Here is a 19,841-nt window from a genome sequence, read left to right as displayed (position 1 = left end):
AGTCAGAACTGGCCTGATGGAAACGAAAGCCGAGTATAACAACAGCAAGACGATGACGTCAGACTACTTTATTGGCCTACCGCAATGGAAGCATCCGGAGTGGAACCGCAGCCTGCTTCAGAACCCCGAGCAGGGTGATCTTGAGCAGTATGCGGCCAGTTTCAATTCGGTTGAGGGAAATACCACCTTTTATGGCTTGCCTGGTGTTGCCAGTGTGCGTCGTTGGGGGGATGAGACGCCACCGGGGTTTCGCTTCTGCTTCAAGTTTCCACAGAGCATCAGTCATCAGGGCGCGCTGCGTCATGTGAGTGACGAATTGAGTCTTTTCCTCGATCGGCTGCAGCCGCTGGCATCGAAGCTGGGCATGTTGTGCCTGCAGTTGCCCTCTCGATTCGGTCCGGAACATTTGCCAGAACTGGTGCACTTTCTTGGCGAGCTGCCGGCCGGATTGCGCTATGCGGTTGAAGTGCGACATCTGGCATTCTTCCAGCGCGGTGAAGAGGAACGAAGGTTCAATGATGTCCTGGAGCGCTTCGGCGTGAACAGGATCAGTTTCGACACCCGTGCACTCTTTGCCAACCCTCAGTCAGACCCGATTACCCGTGAGGCTTTGCAACAAAAGCCTCGGTTGCCGCTTCGTGTGCTGGCTACAGGCGACGCGCCGATGCTCAGGTTTATTTCGCCACTGGATCTGCAGCAGGGGCAGCGCTGGTTGCGGCCCTGGGTGGGACAGGTGTTGCGCTGGATTGAAGAGGGCAGGACCCCATTCATTTTCATGCACACGCCGAGTAATGGAGAAGCGCCAGAATTGGCGCGCTGGTTCGCACAAGAGTTGCAGCAGCGCCAGCCAAAGCTGGCGCCGGGGTTTTACGACTGGACGGAGCGCACCCCTGTGCGGCGCCAGCCGGGTCTGTTCTGAGTCAGTGTAATGCGTTGGGTTGGGCGAGGGTGAAGGCAGGGATCAACGCATCGAAGCCGGTACCATCAGCCGTTTCCATGCGGTACTGACCCTGCATGCTGCCCACCTCGGTAGCCAGAACGGTTCCGCTGGTATACTCGTAGGTTTGCCCCGGTTCGATCACCGGCTTCTCGCCGACAACGCCCTCGCCCTCGACTTCCTGTACGTGCTCATTGCCATCGGTAATACGCCATTTACGGCGCAGCAGCTGTACACTTTCCGGGTTGTGGTTGGTGATGCTGATCTGGTAGGAGAAGACAAAACGGTGTGCATCCGGCTCGGACTGGTCCGGCAGATAAGTGGTAACAACGTTGATCTCGACGTTACGGCTGTAATCGGTGGCATCCATCAGTTCGGATCTATCCTCTCGGTATTATTCGCGTGAAGACGGCGCTTCGGCCGCATCGGTCAGGGCGTCGCTGATCGCCACGAATTCGGTCAGAGTCAGCCTTTCGGGGCGCAGGCCCGGATCGATTCCCAATGCTTCCAGTTGTTCGGCACTGATCAGCTGTTTCAAGTTATTACGCAGGGTTTTGCGTCGTTGACCAAAAGCGGTACGCACGACGTTCTGCAGTTGCTTAACATCCTTGGCCGGAACGGGTGGCTTATCATAGGGCACCAGTCGCACGATGGCGGAATCGACTTTCGGTGCCGGTGAAAAGGCGCCTGGTGGCACGATGAACAGAGGCTCAACATGGCAGTAATACTGCGCCATGATGCCCAATCGGCCATAGTGGTTGTCGCCAGGTCCTGCTGCCAGGCGATCGACCACCTCCTTCTGCAGCATGAAGTGCATGTCCTGGATCAGGCCATTGAAGCTGAGCAAATGGAAAATCAGCGGTGTCGAGATGTTGTAGGGCAGATTGCCCACGATACGCAATGGGCGCTCATCATTTTTCAGCCCGGCAAAATCAAACTTCAGCGCATCGGCTTCATGAATGGTGAAAGTATCGGCGTAACGGAAAAACTGTGTACGCAAGACCGGGATCAGGTCTCGGTCAAGCTCGACCGCTTCAAGTTCGCCATTGCAGGCGTTGAGCAGCTCTTCAGTCAGTGCACCAAGGCCGGGGCCAATCTCGACCAGATGCTGGCCTGGCTGAGGGTTGATGGCGCGGATAATGCGGCCGATCACGCCCTGATCATGCAGAAAGTTCTGGCCAAAGCGCTTGCGTGCCTTGTGACCTACGGGTTTTTTACTCATTGGGTCAGTTACCTGATTGGTGGCGCGCCATATCCAGCGCGAACTGAAGAGCCGTCTGCAGGCTGCCCACATCCGCTCGTCCGGTGCCGGCCAGATCCAGGGCAGTCCCGTGGTCGACCGAAGTGCGGATGATAGGCAGGCCAAGTGTGATGTTGGCGGCACGACCGAAGCCCTTGTATTTCAGGACAGGCAATCCCTGGTCATGGTACATCGCCAGCACTGCGTCGGCGTCTTGCAAATGATGTTCGGTAAAGAGGGTGTCGGCTGGCAATGGACCGATCAGTCGGGCGCCACGGGCGCGGAAATCATCCAAAACGGGCGTGATGGTGTCGATCTCCTCCCGTCCCATATGACCGCCTTCTCCTGCATGAGGGTTTAGGCCTGCCACCAATACACGCGGTTGGTCGATACCGAATGAGCGGGTCAGGTCATGAAGCAATACTTCGATCACGTCCTGCAATAGCGGGCGAGTGATCGCAGCAGGTACATCGGCCAAAGGCAGGTGAGTGGTTGCCAATGCAACCTTCAGGCCTTCGGTGGCCAGCATCATCACCACCTTGTGGCTGCCGGTCATCTCCTCAAGAAACTCGGTGTGGCCGCTGAAAGGAATGCCGGCATCGTTAATCACGCCCTTGTGCACCGGTGCCGTCACCAGCGCATCGAAGGTGCCTGACATGCATCCCAGCGTGGCTTCTTTTAGGGTGCTCAGCACGTAGGCGGCATTAGCCGGGTCCAGTTGCCCGACCTGGCTCGGAGCCGTCAGGTCAACAGGATGGCAGTAAAGGCTGCCTGGCGGGGCGGGCTGAGCTGGCGTCGACGCATGGAAGGGCAATATCTGCAGCGGCAGACCGAGCAGCTCGGCACGCGCCAGCAGCAGCTCGGGGTCGGCAACCGCGATCAGCTGGCAGGGGTGTGCCTGCTGTGCCAGCTGAACGCAGAGCTCGGGGCCTATGCCTGCCGGCTCTCCCGGGGTGATGGCAATGCGCGGACAGCTCACGATCAGATCTTGCGCTCAATGTAGGCCTGAGAACGGATCTCGCGCAGCCAGTTGCTCAGTTCCTCGCTGAACTTGCGCTGACGGATGCTGTTGCGGGCCTGGGATTCAAGCATTTCTTCACCGAGGTCTTGGGTACGATAATCCTGGACCTGCAGAATGTGCCAGCCGAAACGGGATTCGAAGGGCTCGCTGATTTCACCCTTGCTGGTGCTGTTCATGACCTGCTCGAACTCGGGTACCATCTGGCCGTCCTGAGTCCAGCCCAGATCGCCGCCCTGAGAGCCACTGGCTGCGTCATCGCTGTAACGGCGAGCCAGTTCATCGAAGGGCTGACCCTCACGCAGGCGCTGGTACAGGTCATCGATGAGGCGTCGGGTCTGCTCGGGGCTGCGGATCTCGTTCGGCGTCAACAGGATATGACGCACTTTCGTCTGTTCAACCAGCTGGACTTTGCCGCCACGCTTGTTTTCCACCAACAGCAGGTGGAATCCGCCAGGCGTACGGACCGGCTGGCTCACTTCGCCGGGAGAAAGCTTGTTGATTGCCTTTGCCAGTGCTTGCGGTAACTCTGACTCACGGCGCCATCCCAACTCTCCACCCTGAAGGGCATTGGGCGCGTTGGATACGGCAATGGCCAGTTCAGCAAAGGGCGTGCCCTGTTCGAGCTGGCGTCGTGCCTCCATCGCCTTGGCTTCAGTCTGACCGATCATCTCGGGGGTGGCGCTCTCAGGCAGCGCAAAGAGGATGTTACGCAGCTGGTATTCAGCCTGAATCTGTTGCTGGCCCAGTTCGGAGTCGAGGAAGTTCTGCACTTCCTGTTCGGATACGTTGATGCGACGGTTGACGCTGCTTTGCTGAACCTGAGTGAGCAGGATTTCGCGGCGGATCTGTTCGCGTGCCAGGGCGTAGTCCTGACCTTCTGCCATCAGGGCGTCACGGAACTGGGGCAGCGTCATGTTGTTCTGCGCGGCGATGCGGTTAAGCGCCTCGTTAAGCTGGCGATCGGAAACGCGGATACCCTGGCTTTCAGCGATCTGCAGCTGGATACGCTCGAGAATCAGCCGGTCCATCACCTGCTGGCGCAGGACGTCCTCCGGTGGCAGCCGGGTTTCCTGGCGCGCGGCGATCTGCTGGCGGACCAACTCAAGACGCTGGTCCAGCTCGCTTTCCAGTACGATATCTTCGTTGACGACCGCAGCGACACGGTCCAGTACCTCGGCCTGCAGTGAAGCCAGTGGGGCTGTCAGCAGCGCCAGGGCCAGAAGGGGCTGTCTGAGTTTAGAAAGCGCCATTGTCATCCTCGTCATATCCGGTGAGTTCTTCCAGGAATTCGCGTCCCTGTCCCTGGCCGAAAGTGCCCAGTCCACGAAGCACAAACTGCAGGAAAATACCGTTGTCGGTTTCAAATTCATTGATGTTGTTGCTCGGGTCTACGACCCAGCTGCGTCCGGTCAGGCGGACTTTCCAGCAGCAGCTGGAATATTCGACACCCAACAAGGTCTCAAGGTTCTCGCTGTTGTCCAGATCCTGCTGCCAGCGGCCATAGCCTGTCCAGCTGTCGCCCAGGGGCCAGCGGAAGGCAATATCCAGCTGCTGGTGAGCACGTGGGTCCGTGGGAGCATCACTGTACTTGTCGATGTTGTCGCGGTAATTCACGTAGAGCAGGCGTTTGTCGTCAGGCAGGAAACTGAGCTTGTAGTTATGCTCCAGCACCTCGAAGCCATCACGGTCAATCTCGCCGTTATGGGTCAGGCGGAGGCTGGGCGTGAGGTTCCAGTTCAGAAGGGTGGCAAGGTTGGAACTGCTTTCTGTCCCAGTGACGTCACCCGGACGCAAAGCGGGTGCCTGGCGATCCTGGAAATAATAGGCCTGAGCAATACCGACCCGCAGTTTTTCCCTGCCCTGTTCCGAGTAGATGGCGCTGGACAGGCCCAGAGTCGCCTGACTGGTGTCGGCAACGCGGTCATTGCCGCTCCAGCCGGTTTCGTGGAACAGGTTGTAATAGGTGAAATCGAGTTGCGAAGAGTCAAACGCCGGGGTCTCGCTCTGATCGTCCGCGTCAGCGTGCAACAGCAGCAGCCTGGGTTCGAGGGTCTGGGTATATTGCCCGTCGGCCAGCTCAAGTGAACGTTCAAGAATCAGACCTGAATCGATGCTCAGCACGTTGGCGCTGACGGTCTGGCTGCCGCCAAGATCGGCATCTCTGTCATTATCCAGATCATACTGGGTGTGCCACAGCATGGCGCTTGGACGCAGGTAGCCCCAGGGGCGCTCAAAAGCCAGCCCCAGTCGGGGACGCAAGTGGATGCGATCGCCGATGGTTGCATCCGCATCGTCGACCGGCGCATAAGTGCCGGTCAGGTCGCGTTCGAAGCGGGTGTATTCTGCGCTGTAACTCACATCAAGCAGGCCGCCGATACGGTTTCGGCCACCGTTGAGCAGAAGCTGCGGTACCCGCTCGTAAGGGGAAGTGCCGTCGATCGTCTGGTAGCCTTGGGTGCGCAGGGTCAGGTTCCAGTCAGGCTGGAGATAGCGCAGTTCGAGCAGCTGATCCAGATGGTCATGCCGCTGGATATCGAGACTGGTGCCCAGGTCTTCGAAATAGTCGTCATCACTGACACGCGTGTAGTCGATGCGGGTGTAGAGTCGTTCCATCGGTGAGCCCTGGTGCTCAAGCCCGAGCAGCCAGCGGGAGTCATCGTACTGACTGTCGTCGGCCAGCCAGGCGGTGCTCAGGACATTGTGTGACCAGCGGTTCATGTAGCGGAATTCGTTTTCCAGCAACAGGCCTCGTTCACTGATCAGGCGAGGTGTCAGGGTGTCATCGAAATTCTCGGCCAGGTTGAAGTAATAGGGCACGGAGATATCGACACCATCGCTTTCGGAGTAGCTGATGCTGGGATACAGGAAGCCGGACTGACGTCGCTCGTCGATCGGGAACGACAGATAGGGTGTGTACAGTACAGGAATGCCTGCCACATCCAGTGTGGCGTGGCGGGCAACACCTCGACCGGTTTCCGGATTGATCTCGATACTATTGGCTGCAATCTGCCAGGCGTTACTGCCCGGCTCACAGTAGGTGATAGAGCCTTCTTCCAGCCCGATGCGACTGTCTCCGAATCGTGTGATCAGGCCGGCTTGTCCACGCATGTGTTCTTCATGCATCACGTACTGAGCATTGTGAAAGCGTGTATCGCCGCTCAGCAGGTTCGCGTCGGCCTGTTCGCTGGTCAACAGCAGTCCTTTTTCACGATAACGGACTTCACCGAACAGGCGAGCATATTGGGCCTGTTGATCAAGTTCGCCGTGGGTACTGGTAATCAGACGTCCGCCACGCTGCAACTGAATGCCACCGTCCAGTCGGGTGACACCTCCAATCTCGGTGGTGGATGACAGAGCGTTGATGTAGATAGGCTGCTGGTCAAGCGGGCGGTCGTCTTCCAGATAAACGAAGTCCGGCTCAACATAACGTCCTCGGCAGGCACCGGGGGCTTCGCCCGGTGCATAGGCGTACCAGTCGAGCGCGGCTGCACTGGCGGGTGTTCGCGTACTCAGGGAGGCAAAGCTTGTTGCCGCGGGAGCAGCGCCCGGAACCTCCTTGCAGTCCCAGCTATTGCCGCTGGCATCACAATTCCACTCTGGCTTGCCGGCAACTGCAACTTGTTGTTCGCGGCCGAGAACCGCGGTGCCGGCAACCTGGGGGGCTCGACCTGGGGCAGGTTGCTGATTGCAGTCCCAGCTGTCACCGGAGGCGACACAGTTCCAGTCATTCTGAGCTGAAGGCGCCGATGCGGTAGCCGGTGTTGCGGTCTGCGTCGGCTGGCTTCCGGCAGGCTCGGGCCAGGCGATGGGGGCCGGTGCCGCCGTCGTGATGACCGCCGCAGCCGGAGCCGGTGAAACCGGCTCAACCGCTACAGTCTCATCAGCGGGTTTTGATGTCGGCACAGAGTCCTGTGATGCGGTACGTGTTTGCTCCGACTGCTGCTGGGATCCATCGCTGCTCGGGATCTGACGCGGCTGAGAAGAGAGTTCATTCTGCTGGGCCTGCTGTTGCATCAGGCTTTCATTGACTTCGCAGTCCCACTCGCCGCTGGGCGTCAGGTTGCAGCTCCAAAGGCGCTCGGGGTTCTCCTGAGCATGCAGTGTCTGTGCACTGATCGCAGCAGCTACCGCCAGTGTCAGTTTAAATGCAGCACGGGTGTCAAAGGGCATCAGGTCGCTATCCAGTTGCGGTCGATGGCTGGTTTCACGCCAGCTCTCAAGTCGAGTACCATATCGAACCATGCATGATAAAGCATTCACAACTTCAAGTGCTAGAGGATAGAAGCGAATGGGGCAGAGGCTGAAGCAGCTTTCACAGTGGGTACAGCAACAGGCGAAAGATCAGGAAATGCAGGTTGCAGCCGAACTGGAGCCGGTTTCCGGTGATGCCAGTTTTCGCCGGTACTTCCGTGCGCGGGGCGAGGAAGGCAGCTGGATTGCCGTGGATGCGCCGCCGGAGCATGAAGACTGTGAACCCTTTATCGCCGTCGCTCAGGGGTGGCTGGCTCAGGGCGTGCCGGTGCCGCGGGTCATCGCCAGCGATCTTGAGCAGGGGTTCATGCTGCTGGATGACTTTGGTGATGAGCTCCTGTTGCCTGGGCTCGATGACGTCAGTGTCGAAGCGCACTACGCTCAGGCAATGGAGATTCTGCGTCAGATTCAGCGCACCAATAATCCTCAGTTGCCACCCTATGACCGGGTGATGCTGGCGCGTGAGATGGCGCTTTTTCCGGAATGGTTTCTGACTCGCCTGCTGGGGCTGGAGCTTTCGGAAGAGGAATACACCCTGATTGGTCTGGTGGCCAAGCTGCTGATTGAGTCTGCGCTGGCGCAGCCGCAGGTCAGTGTTCACCGGGACTATCACTCGCGCAATCTGATGCTGCGGCCCACGCAAGGGCTTGGCGTGATCGACTTTCAGGATGCGGTCAAAGGGCCGGTGACGTACGACCTGGTGTCGCTGCTGCGTGATTGTTACGTTGACTGGCCGGATGAACAGGTCCGGTTCTGGGTGGAAGCTTTCCGGCAGCGCTTGCTTAAAGATGGAATCGAAGTGGCCGAATCCGCCCTGTTCCAGCAGCAGTTCGACTTGATGGGGATGCAGCGTCACCTGAAGGTGTTGGGTATCTTCAGTCGCCTTTGGCTGCGGGATGGCAAGGAGGGCTATCTGGATGATCTGCCGCGGACCCTGTCCTATCTCTATCGCGTATCCGCCCGTTACGAGGAACTGGATACCTTTACCCGCTGGCTGGAGAAGCGAGTGATCCCTGCTTTTGAGGCTCATCCTCGCTTCAAGGATCAGTCGCTGGCGCATTGGTGGGCTTGAATGAAAGCGATGATCCTGGCAGCGGGGCTGGGTACGCGCATGCGTCCGCTGACGCTTACGACACCCAAACCGTTGCTCAGAGTGGGCGGGAAATGCCTGATTGAACATCATATCGAGCGACTGGTCGCAGCGGGTGTCCGGGAAATTGTCATCAACCATGCCTGGCTGGGTGAGCAGATTGAAGCTTACCTGGGCGACGGTAACCGATACGGTGCTCGCATTCGTTACTCCGCGGAGTCAGAACCGTTGGAAACAGGTGGTGGTATTCGTAAGGCACTGCCACTGCTCTGCGATCAAGGTGAATCCGCGTTCATTGTTGTCAACGGGGATCTGTTCAGTACCCAGCCTCTGGCTGACCTGTTGCAGATAAATCCGCCTCCAGGAGGGGCGCACCTGGTCTTGACAGCCAATCCCGAGTGGCACCCGGAAGGCGATTTTGCGTTGGCAGCGAATGGTCAGGTGTCCGTGGATGGGGATTGTCGGCTGACTTTCAGCGGCATGAGTGTGCTGACTCCTGAGTTGTTTGACGGTGTCGATGAGCAGGCCTTTGCCTTGGCGCCGTTGTTGCGACAGGCGATGGCAGCAGGACGAGTTACCGGTAGTCGGCTGCAGGGGTACTGGGAGGATGTGGGGACGCCGGAGCGTTTGCAGGCATTGGATCGGCGCTTGCGGGCCGGTGATATCTGAGAGGAGAGAGCATGCAGGACTTGATCGCCCAACTGAAACAGTTTCGCACCGGTCTGATAGTGGGGGGACTCATTGGTCTGTTGACCGGAGGTCCGATAGGGTTGTTGCTCGGAGGTACTGTCGGGTTTCTGTTGCAGCGCTCACTGAGCAACAAGCTCAGAGCCTATAACCCTCAGCAGCTGTTTTTTCGCGCGACCTTCTGCGTGATGGGTAAGTTGGCCAAGGCCGATGGCCGGGTCAGTGAAAGCGAGATTGCTTTTGCACGTGAAGTCATGACGCGCATGGGGTTAAGTGAAGCGCGTCGAATGGAAGCGATCGAGTGCTTCAACGAAGGCAAGAGTGAAGCTTTCGATATCGCTGAAGTAATGCGGCCACTGGCGATTCTGCTGCGTCAGCGTGCGGCCGTGAAGCTGATGTTCGTGGAAATCCAGCTACAGGCGGCCATGGCAGATGGGGAAGTCAGTGCGGCGGAGCAGGCAGTACTGCAACAAGTGTTTGCTCACTTGCAGTTTTCACAGCAGGAAGTGGAGTTGCTGATGTCGCGGATGAGGGCTGAGGATGCCTTTCGCCGCCATTCCTGGGACTCCCATCAGCATGGCGGTGGCGTGAACGATGCGAGTTTGCTGGCCGATGCCTACGGTGTTATCGGTGTCAGTGCCGAGGCCAGTGACGCCGAGGTGAAAAAAGCCTGGCGCAAACTCATGAGTCAGCACCACCCTGACAAGCTCATCGCTAAAGGACTGCCGGAAGATATGGTGCAGCTGGCCAAGGAGAAAACTCAGGAAATTCAGGCAGCCTATGACCGCATCAAGGCAGCCCGAGGGATGCGCTGAGTCATCGTTGTGCCTGAGGCGCTTGTCGTAAGGCCGCCCGTCCAGGGGGTGTTTGCGGAAGTGCTCCATCGGCGGGTGATGTTTCGGGCTCATCTCTGGGGGTGTGGCTGAGTAGAGTGCGCTCCAGCATGCCTCGAACATGTCTCGCCAGCCGAGGCATATCGCTATGCCATCCCCTGAATACCCCGGGTAACCGGCTTTGATGATATCGGCTAAGCCCCAGACGAGCAGCTTCAAGTCGTCGCAGGCCGGCACTGGGTTCGGCGTCGGGGTAGCCCGGAAGAGGAGCGTAATAGAGGTCGAGCACCTGATGGAATTCGAGCTCTGTCAGCAAAGTCTCCAGTGACGTCTTCGCCAGGGTGTCAGGGGCCGGGTTGATCAGAACCAGTGCGGTGTCTTTCCCTTCTTTGATGGCAAGTATGGTACTCCATATGGCGCCTTTGCCAATTCCAATCAGAACCTGTTGCTTGCCTTTGTTCCGCTGTTCCAGCGCCTGCCATGCCAGATCAAGCCGTTGCTGCAACTGCTCTGGGTATGGCGGTATCTGGGGTGTTGTGATGTCGGCAGAATCGGCAGTTACCTCGGTCGGGGGAGCCGTAGGCGCAGGGACGGCAGGGGGTGGTGTCTCTGCTGCTGTTGCTGGCGAGTCGTTGCCGGGTGACGTTTTAATGGCGGTCATCACCGGCAGAGAACGCTCAGGCAGCTGAGGAAGAGGAGGTGCTGGAGGCTCCAGCGCCAATACGGACCAGCCGTGTTCCGGCAGGTAGGATGTCAGTGCTCGAACTTGCTCCAGCCAGCCTTTACCTGTGCCAGGGTCAGGAATGATCAGCAGTGCACCGTGAGGCCTGGGGGTCATGGCGGGCCGATACAGCAGGCTGAATCGGTCGTCATTGGCCTGGATATCCAGCAATTCATGGCTGCTGTCCAGTTGTTGCAGAACCTGCCGGTTGGCGTCGTCAATGCCGGCGCTGTGGCGTGGCTGTTCGGCCGCCAGGCACAGGGGACTCAGGATGCAGAGCAGAAGCGGGGCATATTTCAACATGCCACGATTATCGAGCCTTCGTTCCCGGCCCGCAAGCCTGTTTTCGAGGCTGAATCCCCTGTCCTCCTTGGGGTACAATGGCGCAAATGTTAACCAACGAACGAATGACCATGGCCGATTTCAAAATTGCTCCTTCCATCCTTTCTGCTGATTTTGCCCGTTTGGGTGAAGAGGTCGAAAACGTATTGGCAGCAGGTGCCGATATTGTTCACTTTGACGTGATGGACAACCACTATGTGCCCAACCTGACCATTGGTCCCATGGTGTGCAAGGCGCTGCGTGACTACGGTATAGAAGCCCCGATCGACGTCCATCTGATGGTCAAGCCGGTAGATCACATGATCGGTGAATTCATCAAGGCGGGGGCCAGTTACATCACTTTCCACCCGGAAGCATCTGAGCATATCGACCGTTCCCTGCAGATGATTCGTGATGGTGGTTGCAAGTCCGGTCTGGTATTCAACCCGGCGACTCCGTTGCATTACCTTGACCACGTGATGGACAAGGTGGACATGATTCTGCTGATGTCGGTCAACCCGGGGTTCGGTGGCCAGAAGTTTATCCCGTCGACTCTGACCAAGCTGCGTGAAGTGCGCCAGCGTATCGATGACAGCGGTTTTGACATCCGTCTGGAGGTGGATGGTGGTGTCGGTATCGGCAATATCGCCGAGATTGCAGCAGCCGGTGCCGATACGTTCGTGGCCGGTTCAGCCATCTTCAATACCGGCGATTACGCGGCCACCATCGCGCACATGCGTGCTGAACTGGCCAAGGTATCCAGTTGATGCGAAGCCTGTTTAATGGAGAGCTGCCTGCCTGCGTGATGTTTGATCTGGATGGCACGCTGGTAGACAGTGCTCTGGATCTGACGGCTGCTGTGGATAACATGCTGCAAGCGCTTGGGCGAGAGCCTGCGGGTGAAGACCGGGTGCGTCAGTGGGTGGGCAACGGCGCGCAGGTGCTGGTTAAGCGTGCCCTCAGTGGCGAGATGTACCCGACCGAGGAGGCAGTGGAGCCTGAGTTGTTCCAGGCGGCTTTTGATGTCTTTCTGGCGGCATATGCGCAAAGCAATGGACGCTACAGCAAGCTGTACCCGGGTGTGGAAGAGCTGCTTGCCTGCTTGCGGCAGGCCAGTGTGCCCATGGCGGTCATCACCAACAAGCCGATAGCGTTTACCACGCCGCTGCTCAAGGCGCTGAGTATTGATCACTATTTCGATCAGGTGCTGGGCGGCGACAGCCTGCCGGTGAAAAAACCTGATCCCCTGCCGCTGCTGACCGTCCTTGAAGCGGCAGGCTGCGCACCGGAACAGGCACTTATGCTGGGGGACTCCCGCAACGACGTGGTGGCTGCACGTGCTGCTGGCTGCCCGGTGATCTGCGTCAGTTATGGTTATAACCACGGAGAGCCAGTGGAAGCCTGCTCGCCCGACCGGGTTGTGGACAGTTTTGCCGAGTTGATGTGAAAGGCGTCCAGATAGCCGGATGGTTCGCTCAATTGGATTGCCAGGTATCTGTGAATAGGTCCTGGCATGGTAAGGCAGCTTGACCGACGTATTGGATATTAACCCTCAGCCAAAAAAGGAATCTGGACTGATGCGCGCTTTTTCACCGATTGTGCTGGCGATTGCCCTTTCGGGTTGCACGACCTATCCACTTGGATTGGACGAGGAAAGCTGGCGAGAGCTATCACCACAGCAAAAGCTTGAGGCGAGCCAGAAACAGGCTGAGCTGGATCAGGCGCGTAATCTCAGGTTGGCTCGGGAAGCCGAGGCGCGCGCTGAAGAAGCGCGTGAGGCTGCCAATAAGCTGATGCTGCTGAGGCACCAGGCTAAATATGGTGAACGGGTCCAGTGTGTGCTGGAGCCGGTCAGTCATCACCGATCAGGGAAGTGGAGGCGGCTTGAACCGGCTGCGCTGGATTTGGTGCTGGGGGTGCGCATGAAGGTTGATCTTTACGAGACAGGCCGGTCCTCGCGGGCTCGTGAAGCCATTGCCTGGTTTGATGGTCAGCGTGTACAGATCTGTCCTGGCGAGTATGCTGCTCGGCATCAACCAGAGGCCTGTGTTGTGGCTGTTGGGCATTATCGAGACTATCGCCGTGGCATGCTGCGGCAGATCGACTCTGACGGTTTCCTCAAGGGAGAGCTGGACTGCAGCTTTGTTGGTCGCGAGCCCTATTGATGCTTTGATCACATGTATTGTGGCAGAAAACAAAAAGACCGGCCTCCATCGCGGAAGGCCGGTCTTTTGTATGGGGTGTGATCAGCGCTATCAGTCGCAGAGCGCGTCCAGCTTTTGCTTCAGGATGCCGGTAACGGCGCCCGGGTTGGCCTTGCCGCCGGTCGCCTTCATCACCTGGCCCATGAAGAAACCGATCATCTTGCCGCGCTTGTCCGGTTCGGCGGCCTTGTACTGCTCCACCTGTTTGTCGGCATTGGCGATCACCTCGTCGACGATCTTTTCGATCGCGCCGGTGTCGGTAACCTGTTTCAGGCCTTCGGCTTCGATGATCTCGTCAGCGCTGCCGCCCTTGCTCCACATGATCTCGAACACCTTCTTGGCGATGTTGCCGGAGATGGTGTTGTCCTTGATGCGGACCAGCAGTCCTCCGAGTTGTTCGGCGCTGACCGGGCTGTCCTTGATATCGGTGTCGTTCTGGTTGAGGAACTTGGCCAGTTCGCCCATCACCCAGTTGGCGGCCAGCTTGGCATCGCCGGACTGCTTGACGACCTGTTCGTAGTAGTCGGCCTGGGGGCGGTAGGCAGACAGCACGCCTGCATCGTATTCGGACAGGCTGTACTCGCTCATGAAACGATCACGGCGGGCATCCGGCAGCTCCGGCAGCGTTTCGCGGATTGCTTCAATGTAGCTGTCGTCGATGATCACAGGCAGCAGGTCCGGACAGGGGAAGTAACGGTAGTCGTTGGCTTCTTCCTTGGAACGCATGCTGCGGGTTTCGTTTTTATCCGGATCGTACAGGCGCGTTTCCTGCACCACCTTGCCGCCATCTTCGATCAGGTCGATCTGGCGCGCCACTTCAGTGTCGATGGCGCGTTCGATGAAGCGGAATGAGTTGATGTTCTTCAGCTCGGTGCGGGTGCCCAGCTCTTCCTGGCCCTTCGGGCGTACGGATACGTTGCAGTCACAGCGCATGGAGCCTTCGGCCATGTTGCCGTCGCAGATGCCCAGCGTGGTGACGATGGCGTGGATCTTGCGTGCGTAGGCTGCGGCTTCCTTGGAGGAACGCATATCCGGCTCGGACACGATCTCGACCAGCGGGGTGCCGGCACGGTTGAGGTCGATGCCGGACATGCCGTGGAAATCTTCATGCAGCGACTTGCCGGCGTCCTCTTCCAGATGAGCGTGATGGATGCGCACGCGGCGCTGTACACCCTCATCGGTTTCGATGTCGACAAAGCCCGGTCCGACAATCGGCTCAGCCAGCTGGGTGGTCTGGTAGCCCTTGGGCAGGTCCGGATAGAAATAGTTCTTGCGCTCGAATACGGAGCGCTTGCCGATCTCGGCGTTGACCGCCAGTCCGAACATCACCGCCATGCGCAGCGCGTTCTCGTTGAACACCGGCAGGGTGCCGGGCAGGGCCAGATCAACGGCACAGGCCTGGGTGTTGGGCTCGGCACCGAAAGCGGTGCTGGCGCCCGAGAAAATCTTGGTCTTGGTGGCGAGCTGGACGTGGATCTCCAGACCGATAACAACTTCCCATTCCATGATTACACCTCCACTCCGGCCGGGATCTGTTTATGCCAGTCAGTTGTCTGCTGGAACTGGTGTGCGATGTTGAGCAGCTTGGCCTCGGCGAAGTAGTTGCCGATGATCTGCAGGCCCACCGGTAGACCGCCGGTCTGGCCGCAGGGTACAGAGATGCCCGGCAGGCCTGCCAGGTTCAGTGACAGGGTGAAGATGTCTTCCATGTACATGGAGACCGGATCACTGCTCTTCTCGCCCAGTTTGAATGCCGGGTGGGGTGTGGTCGGCCCCATGATGACATCGACGTCGTTGAGCACGTTGATGAAGTCCTGTTGAATCATGCGGCGAATCTGCTGCGCCTTGCGGTAATAGGCGTCGTAATAGCCCGCGGACAGGGCGTAGGTGCCCACCATGATGCGGCGCTTGACCTCGGCGCCGAAGCCTTCGCCGCGGCTGCGCTTGTACAGGTCTTCCAGATCGACCGGGTTATCGCAACGGTAGCCGTAGCGTACGCCGTCAAAACGGGACAGGTTGGAGGACGCTTCTGCCGGGGCCAGGATGTAGTAGGCCGGGATGCACAGTTCGGTGTTGGGCAGGCTGACTTCTTTGACGGTCGCGCCCAGTTTCTCGAACTCGGTCACTGCGTTACGCACCTGCTCGGCGACACCGGCGTCCAGCGCCTCGGAAAAGTACTCCTTGGGCAGGCCGATTTTCAGACCGGCCAGTGGCTGGTTGAGTGCCGCGGTGAAGTCTTCCATGTCGCGCTCGGCGCTGGTGGAATCCATGGGATCGAAACCGGCCATGGCATTCAGGATCATGCCGCAGTCTTCGGCGGTCTGTGCCATGGGGCCCGCCTGATCCAGTGAAGAAGCGAAGGCGATCATGCCATAGCGGGATACACGGCCGTAGGTCGGCTTGAGACCGGTAATGCCGCACAGAGCTGCCGGTTGACGGATAGAACCACCGGTGTCAGAGCCAGTGGCCGCAGGGGTCAGCCTTGCCGCTACGGCTGCCGCGGAGCCGCCGGACGAGCCGCCCGGGACGCGCTCGGCATCCCAGGGGTTGCGAACGGCGCCGTAGAAGCTGCTTTCGTTGGAGGAGCCCATGGCGAATTCGTCCATGTTCAACTTGCCCAGCATGACGGTGCCGGCGTTCTTCAGCCGGCTGACAATGGTCGCGTCATAAGGGGAAACGAAGTTGTCCAGCATTTTTGATGCACTGGAGGTGCGTACTCCCTGGGTGCAGAACAGATCCTTGTGTGCGATCGGCAGACCGCACAATGCACCGGCGTTGCCCGCGGCACGGGCCTCATCAGCGGCCTTGGCCTGAGCCAGTGCCTGTTCTTCGGTGACGGTAATGAATGAATTGTACCGGCTGTCCAGCGCGTTGATACGCTGCAGGTAGGCCTGGGTCAGCTCGCTGCTGCTGAAATCGCCGCGCTCCAGCCCTTGGGCGAGCTCGGCAAGTGTCTTGTCAAACATGTCGATGTCCTTGAACCTGAGGGCGGATTATTCGATGACCTTGGGTACCAGGAAGAGCCCTTCCTCGGTGGCGGGTGCGACCGATTGCAGTACTTCACGCTGGTTGCTTTCGGTAACCTCGTCGGCACGCAGGCGCTGTACGGCGTCCAGGGGATGAGCCAGGGGCTCGACCCCTTCGGTGTTGGTGGCCTGCATCTGGTCCACCAGACTCAGAATGCTGTTGAGGGATTGGCCGTAGCTGTCGATATCGGCCGCATCGATCTGCAATCGTGCCAGATGGGCTATCTGTTCCACATCGGATCGGTCCAGTGACATAGGTCCGCTTCTCGCTTTGATCAGTCTGTCCGCTTGAGGGCGGCTTAACGCCGAAAGCCCCGTCGCGATTGAATTTGGAAAGGGTGAATGGCGCATAAGATAGCATGTTTGTACCTTGCCCAAAATCCCTGCCGTTGTTAGAGTTGTGTGCTTTCAGACTAGCGGCCGCTCCGCCTAATCTCAGGGTACCCACAGCAACATGTTCAAGAAAATTAGAGGCCTGTTTTCCAGTGACCTGTCCATTGATCTGGGCACCGCCAACACACTGATTTACGTACGTGACAAGGATATCGTGCTGGATGAGCCATCCGTTGTGGCCATTCGGGTAAACGGCAATCAGAAGTCGGTCGCCGCTGTTGGGGCGGACGCCAAGCGCATGCTTGGGCGTACGCCGGGCAACATTACCGCTATTCGACCGATGAAAGATGGCGTGATTGCCGATTTTCATGTCACAGAGAAAATGCTGCAGTACTTCATCAGCAAGGTGCATGACAACAGCTTTATGACACCGAGTCCGCGTGTTCTGGTGTGTGTGCCGTGCAAATCCACTCAGGTTGAGCGTCGTGCCATCAAGGAATCGGCGATCGGTGCGGGAGCCCGTGAGGTCTATCTGATCGACGAGCCGATGGCGGCCGCGATCGGGGCCGGTCTGCCGGTCGAAGAAGCCAGCGGCTCGATGGTCGTGGATATCGGTGGCGGTACCACCGAAATCGCGGTGATCTCTTTGAACGGTATCGTCTATGCCGAATCGGTTCGCGTCGGTGGTGATCGCTTTGATGAGGCGATTGTAACCTACGTGCGCCGCAACTATGGCAGCCTGATTGGTGATTCGACCGCCGAGCGGATCAAGCAGGAGATCGGTACCGCCTACCCGTCCAGCGAAATCCTCGAGATTGATGTACGTGGCCGTAATCTGGCCGAAGGGATTCCGCGCAGCTTTACACTGAACAGCAACGAGATCCTCGAAGCGCTCCAGGAACCCCTGTCCGCAATCGTGCAGTCGGTAAAAAGCGCGCTTGAACAGTGCCCGCCGGAACTGGCGGCCGACATCGCTGAGCATGGTATTGTGCTGACCGGTGGTGGTGCTTTGCTGCGTAACATTGACCGTCTGGTCAGTGAGGAAACCGGCCTGCCGGTGATCGTGGCTGAAGATCCGCTGACCTGTGTTGCCCGTGGTGGTGGCAAGGCATTGGAAATGCTGGATAAGCATACCTTTGAAATTTTGACCAGCGAGTGACGGTGGCGGTGCGCGGACAGCGTGAATTTGAATGGGGTACCCGGCGACGGTGGACGGTTGTCCGGGAGGTGAGCCATTAATCCCATTTTCCGCGGTCGCTCTCCGCGCCGTCTGTTTCTGCTGCTGGTCGTGCTGGCCGGCCTGCTGATTGTGGCCGACTTGAACTGGCCGAAATTGAAAGAGGGGCGTGCCTGGCTTTCGTTGTTGGTGACGCCGCTGCAGTGGGTCGTCGATATTCCTACCCGGGTAGCAGACAGCCTTTCGGATGTGCTGGTCGATCGTGCCAGTCTGGTGCGGGAGAACGAGGCACTCAAATCCGAAGCGCTGGTGCTAGAGCGTAAGGTTCAACAGATGGCAGCGCTGGCGGCAGAGAATATCCGCTTGCGTGAGCTTTTGGGGGCCGGTGAACGGTTGGAGCCTGAAACGCGTCTGGTTGAGTTGATCGGCGTGAACCCTGACCCTTTCCAGCACGAAGTGATTCTGAACAAAGGCTCTGAGGACGGCGTCTTTGCCGGCCAGCCGGTGCTGGATGCCGGCGGTGTCATGGGACAGGTGGTATCACTGGCTCACTATACCAACCGCACCATGCTGATCACCGATGCCCGCTCAGCCATTCCGGTTGAAGTCAATCGCAACGGTTTTCGCGCCATCGCTCTCGGCAAGGGCGCGCTGGATGAGCTTGAACTGGAACATGTGCCGGATACGGCTGATATCCGCGAAGGTGACCTGTTGGTAACATCCGGGCTGGGCGGTCGTTTCCCGCGAGGCTATCCGGTGGCACGAGTCAAGGAAGTGATCCGGGACCCAGGTCGTCCGTTTACGCTTGTCAAGGCTGAGCCAACAGCGCGTTTGGATCGCAGCCGCCACCTGCTGCTGGTGGATTACCGCGTTGAACCCGCCGGGCTTGCAAAAGGGGCCGTGGATGGCTGAACAGCGTGGCGGCGGCGGGTTGATTATCTTTGCCACCTTTCTGGTCGGCATGGTACTTAGCCAGATGCCGTTGCCGGAAATGCTCGTGTGGGCGCGGCCGGAATGGATCGTCCTGATTTTGATTTACTGGGTGATGGCGCTGCCGCACCGTGTCGGGTTGGGCAGTGCCTTCATGCTCGGTGTGCTGCTCGACGTGGTACGCGGCAGCGTGCTGGGTCTGAGTGCTCTTTCCCTCACCCTGATCGCCTTTTTTGTGCTTGTCTTGTATAAACGCCTGCGCATGTTCCCGCTCTGGCAGCAGTCCCTGATGGTGCTGGTACTGGTCGGTATCAATCAGTTGCTGTTTCATTGGATGCAAAGCATCACGGGCACCACCGGTGACTCCCTGCTGTTTCTGTTGCCGTCCCTGGTCAGTGCCCTGGTTTGGCCCTGGTTGTACCTTCTGCTGCGCGCCGTGCGCCACACCTTCTATATTCAATGAGTGTTATGCCTGAACTGATCCTTGCATCTGCTTCTCCGCGTCGTCGTGAGCTTCTGTCTCAGATCGGTGTAGAGTTTACCTGCCGTCCGGTGGATATTGATGAAACCCCACTGCCGGATGAACCCCCGCGTGCCTATGTGGAACGATTGGCACTGGAAAAGGCGCGCGCCTGCCAGCAGCTTAATCCGGGCACGGTCGTATTGGGGTCAGATACCAGCGTGGTTGTGGATGGATGCATTTTGGGCAAGCCGGTCGATGAAGCGGATGCGGTGCGCATGCTGATGCTGCTGTCTGGTCGTCAGCATCAGGTCATGACTGCGGTCGCGCTTGTGGATGATCAGCGGCAGTGTGTCGAGACAGTCATTACGGACGTTGCCTTTGTCGAACTGGATGAGGCCCGTTGTCGGGCGTACTGGCGCACCGGGGAGCCTTGCGACAAGGCCGGAGCTTATGGCATACAAGGATTGGGAGCGGTGCTGGTACGCGGCATCGAAGGCAGTTACTCTGCAGTTGTAGGGTTGCCGCTGATGCAAACGGCCGCTCTGTTGCAACAGTTCGATATCCCGATCTGGCAGCAGTCGATAATCATTAAAAACAGCTGATCGAG

General features: G+C 58.6%; 20 protein-coding genes. 11 read left to right on the top strand and 9 right to left on the bottom strand.

From position 1 onward, the window contains the following. The first annotated feature begins 16 nt into the window (after window positions 1-16). Window positions 17-919, top strand: a complete 903-nt coding sequence (locus LN244_RS13520) for a DUF72 domain-containing protein (protein ID WP_239040305.1) — start codon at window positions 17-19, stop codon at window positions 917-919. Between the two features lies 1 nt (window position 920). On the opposite strand, the gene apaG is transcribed toward LN244_RS13520, so the two are convergent. From apaG to lptD, 5 genes are read right to left on the bottom strand one after another with little or no spacing between them, the layout of a single operon-like run. Then, the gene (gene apaG, locus LN244_RS13515) at window positions 921-1,307 is read right to left on the bottom strand and encodes a Co2+/Mg2+ efflux protein ApaG (RefSeq protein ID WP_239040304.1); all 387 of its coding nucleotides are present in this window, start codon (window positions 1,305-1,307) and stop codon (window positions 921-923) included. Between the two features lie 24 nt (window positions 1,308-1,331). Continuing rightward, entirely contained in the window at window positions 1,332-2,159 is an 828-nt protein-coding gene (rsmA, locus tag LN244_RS13510) for a 16S rRNA (adenine(1518)-N(6)/adenine(1519)-N(6))-dimethyltransferase RsmA (protein ID WP_239040303.1), read from the bottom strand. A gap of 4 nt (window positions 2,160-2,163) precedes the next feature. Then, on the bottom strand, window positions 2,164-3,156 hold the full coding sequence (gene pdxA / locus LN244_RS13505; RefSeq protein WP_343774079.1) for a 4-hydroxythreonine-4-phosphate dehydrogenase PdxA: 993 nt from the start codon (window positions 3,154-3,156) through the stop codon (window positions 2,164-2,166). Between the two features lie 2 nt (window positions 3,157-3,158). Further along, the gene (locus LN244_RS13500) at window positions 3,159-4,448 is read right to left on the bottom strand and encodes a peptidylprolyl isomerase (RefSeq protein ID WP_239040302.1); all 1,290 of its coding nucleotides are present in this window, start codon (window positions 4,446-4,448) and stop codon (window positions 3,159-3,161) included. Next, window positions 4,435-7,368: an LPS assembly protein LptD gene (lptD, locus tag LN244_RS13495; protein ID WP_239040301.1), complete on the bottom strand. Its 2,934-nt coding sequence runs from the start codon at window positions 7,366-7,368 to the stop codon at window positions 4,435-4,437. Before lptD ends, LN244_RS13500 begins: the two co-directional genes overlap by 14 nt. A 118-nt stretch (window positions 7,369-7,486) precedes the next feature. On the opposite strand from lptD, the gene LN244_RS13490 reads away from it, so the two are divergent. The 3 genes from LN244_RS13490 to djlA are packed head-to-tail and all read left to right on the top strand — an operon-like array spanning window position 7,487 to window position 10,041. Continuing rightward, on the top strand, window positions 7,487-8,521 hold the full coding sequence (locus tag LN244_RS13490; RefSeq protein ID WP_239040300.1) for an aminoglycoside phosphotransferase family protein: 1,035 nt from the start codon (window positions 7,487-7,489) through the stop codon (window positions 8,519-8,521). Next, window positions 8,522-9,208 (top strand): N-acetylmuramate alpha-1-phosphate uridylyltransferase MurU, encoded by a 687-nt coding sequence (gene murU / locus LN244_RS13485; RefSeq protein WP_239040299.1) that lies wholly within the window; start codon window positions 8,522-8,524, stop codon window positions 9,206-9,208. It begins immediately after the preceding gene. A gap of 11 nt (window positions 9,209-9,219) precedes the next feature. Beyond that, window positions 9,220-10,041: a co-chaperone DjlA gene (djlA, locus tag LN244_RS13480; protein WP_239040298.1), complete on the top strand. Its 822-nt coding sequence runs from the start codon at window positions 9,220-9,222 to the stop codon at window positions 10,039-10,041. 1 nt (window position 10,042) lies between these two features. Here the strand turns inward: djlA and LN244_RS13475 are convergent, their stop codons facing one another. Continuing rightward, a complete protein-coding gene (locus LN244_RS13475) occupies window positions 10,043-11,083 on the bottom strand; it encodes a DUF3530 family protein (protein ID WP_239040297.1) in 1,041 nt (346 codons plus the stop codon). Window positions 11,084-11,193: 110 nt separating this feature from the next. Here LN244_RS13475 and rpe point away from each other — a divergent pair, with 110 nt between their 5' ends. The 3 genes from rpe to LN244_RS13460 all read left to right on the top strand — a co-directional run bounded on the left by rpe (window position 11,194) and on the right by LN244_RS13460 (window position 13,266). Beyond that, window positions 11,194-11,868, top strand: coding sequence for a ribulose-phosphate 3-epimerase (gene rpe, locus LN244_RS13470; RefSeq protein ID WP_239040296.1), 675 nt, complete (start codon window positions 11,194-11,196; stop codon window positions 11,866-11,868). Then, window positions 11,868-12,548 carry a phosphoglycolate phosphatase gene (locus LN244_RS13465; protein WP_239040295.1) on the top strand — a complete coding sequence of 227 codons (681 nt, stop codon included), beginning with the start codon at window positions 11,868-11,870 and terminating at the stop codon, window positions 12,546-12,548. Before rpe ends, LN244_RS13465 begins: the two co-directional genes overlap by 1 nt. A gap of 130 nt (window positions 12,549-12,678) precedes the next feature. After that, window positions 12,679-13,266: a hypothetical protein gene (locus tag LN244_RS13460; protein WP_239040294.1), complete on the top strand. Its 588-nt coding sequence runs from the start codon at window positions 12,679-12,681 to the stop codon at window positions 13,264-13,266. Window positions 13,267-13,356: 90 nt separating this feature from the next. Here LN244_RS13460 and gatB read toward each other — a convergent pair whose 3' ends face one another. The 3 genes from gatB to gatC are packed head-to-tail and all read right to left on the bottom strand — an operon-like array spanning window position 13,357 to window position 16,586. After that, window positions 13,357-14,811 carry an Asp-tRNA(Asn)/Glu-tRNA(Gln) amidotransferase subunit GatB gene (gene gatB / locus LN244_RS13455; RefSeq protein ID WP_239040293.1) on the bottom strand — a complete coding sequence of 485 codons (1,455 nt, stop codon included), beginning with the start codon at window positions 14,809-14,811 and terminating at the stop codon, window positions 13,357-13,359. Window positions 14,812-14,813: 2 nt separating this feature from the next. Further along, on the bottom strand, window positions 14,814-16,271 hold the full coding sequence (gatA, locus tag LN244_RS13450; protein WP_239040292.1) for an Asp-tRNA(Asn)/Glu-tRNA(Gln) amidotransferase subunit GatA: 1,458 nt from the start codon (window positions 16,269-16,271) through the stop codon (window positions 14,814-14,816). 27 nt (window positions 16,272-16,298) lie between these two features. Further along, window positions 16,299-16,586 carry an Asp-tRNA(Asn)/Glu-tRNA(Gln) amidotransferase subunit GatC gene (gene gatC / locus LN244_RS13445; RefSeq protein WP_239040291.1) on the bottom strand — a complete coding sequence of 96 codons (288 nt, stop codon included), beginning with the start codon at window positions 16,584-16,586 and terminating at the stop codon, window positions 16,299-16,301. A gap of 199 nt (window positions 16,587-16,785) precedes the next feature. On the opposite strand from gatC, the gene LN244_RS13440 reads away from it, so the two are divergent. The 4 genes from LN244_RS13440 (at window position 16,786) to LN244_RS13425 (ending at window position 19,836) form a co-directional block, all read left to right on the top strand. Further along, window positions 16,786-17,823, top strand: coding sequence for a rod shape-determining protein (locus tag LN244_RS13440; protein WP_239040290.1), 1,038 nt, complete (start codon window positions 16,786-16,788; stop codon window positions 17,821-17,823). A gap of 75 nt (window positions 17,824-17,898) precedes the next feature. Continuing rightward, window positions 17,899-18,753 (top strand): rod shape-determining protein MreC, encoded by an 855-nt coding sequence (gene mreC, locus LN244_RS13435; RefSeq protein ID WP_338037896.1) that lies wholly within the window; start codon window positions 17,899-17,901, stop codon window positions 18,751-18,753. Continuing rightward, entirely contained in the window at window positions 18,746-19,234 is a 489-nt protein-coding gene (gene mreD, locus LN244_RS13430) for a rod shape-determining protein MreD (RefSeq protein ID WP_239040289.1), read from the top strand. Before mreC ends, mreD begins: the two co-directional genes overlap by 8 nt. A 5-nt stretch (window positions 19,235-19,239) precedes the next feature. After that, window positions 19,240-19,836 carry a Maf family protein gene (locus tag LN244_RS13425; RefSeq protein ID WP_239040288.1) on the top strand — a complete coding sequence of 199 codons (597 nt, stop codon included), beginning with the start codon at window positions 19,240-19,242 and terminating at the stop codon, window positions 19,834-19,836. Window positions 19,837-19,841: the final 5 nt, after the last annotated feature.

The sequence above is a fragment of the Marinobacterium sediminicola genome (assembly GCF_022343685.1).
Classification (GTDB): Bacteria; Pseudomonadota; Gammaproteobacteria; order Pseudomonadales; family Balneatricaceae; genus Marinobacterium; species Marinobacterium sediminicola.
Note: the sequence above shows the minus strand (reverse complement) of the source record. Positions and strands in the feature narration are given on the sequence as shown.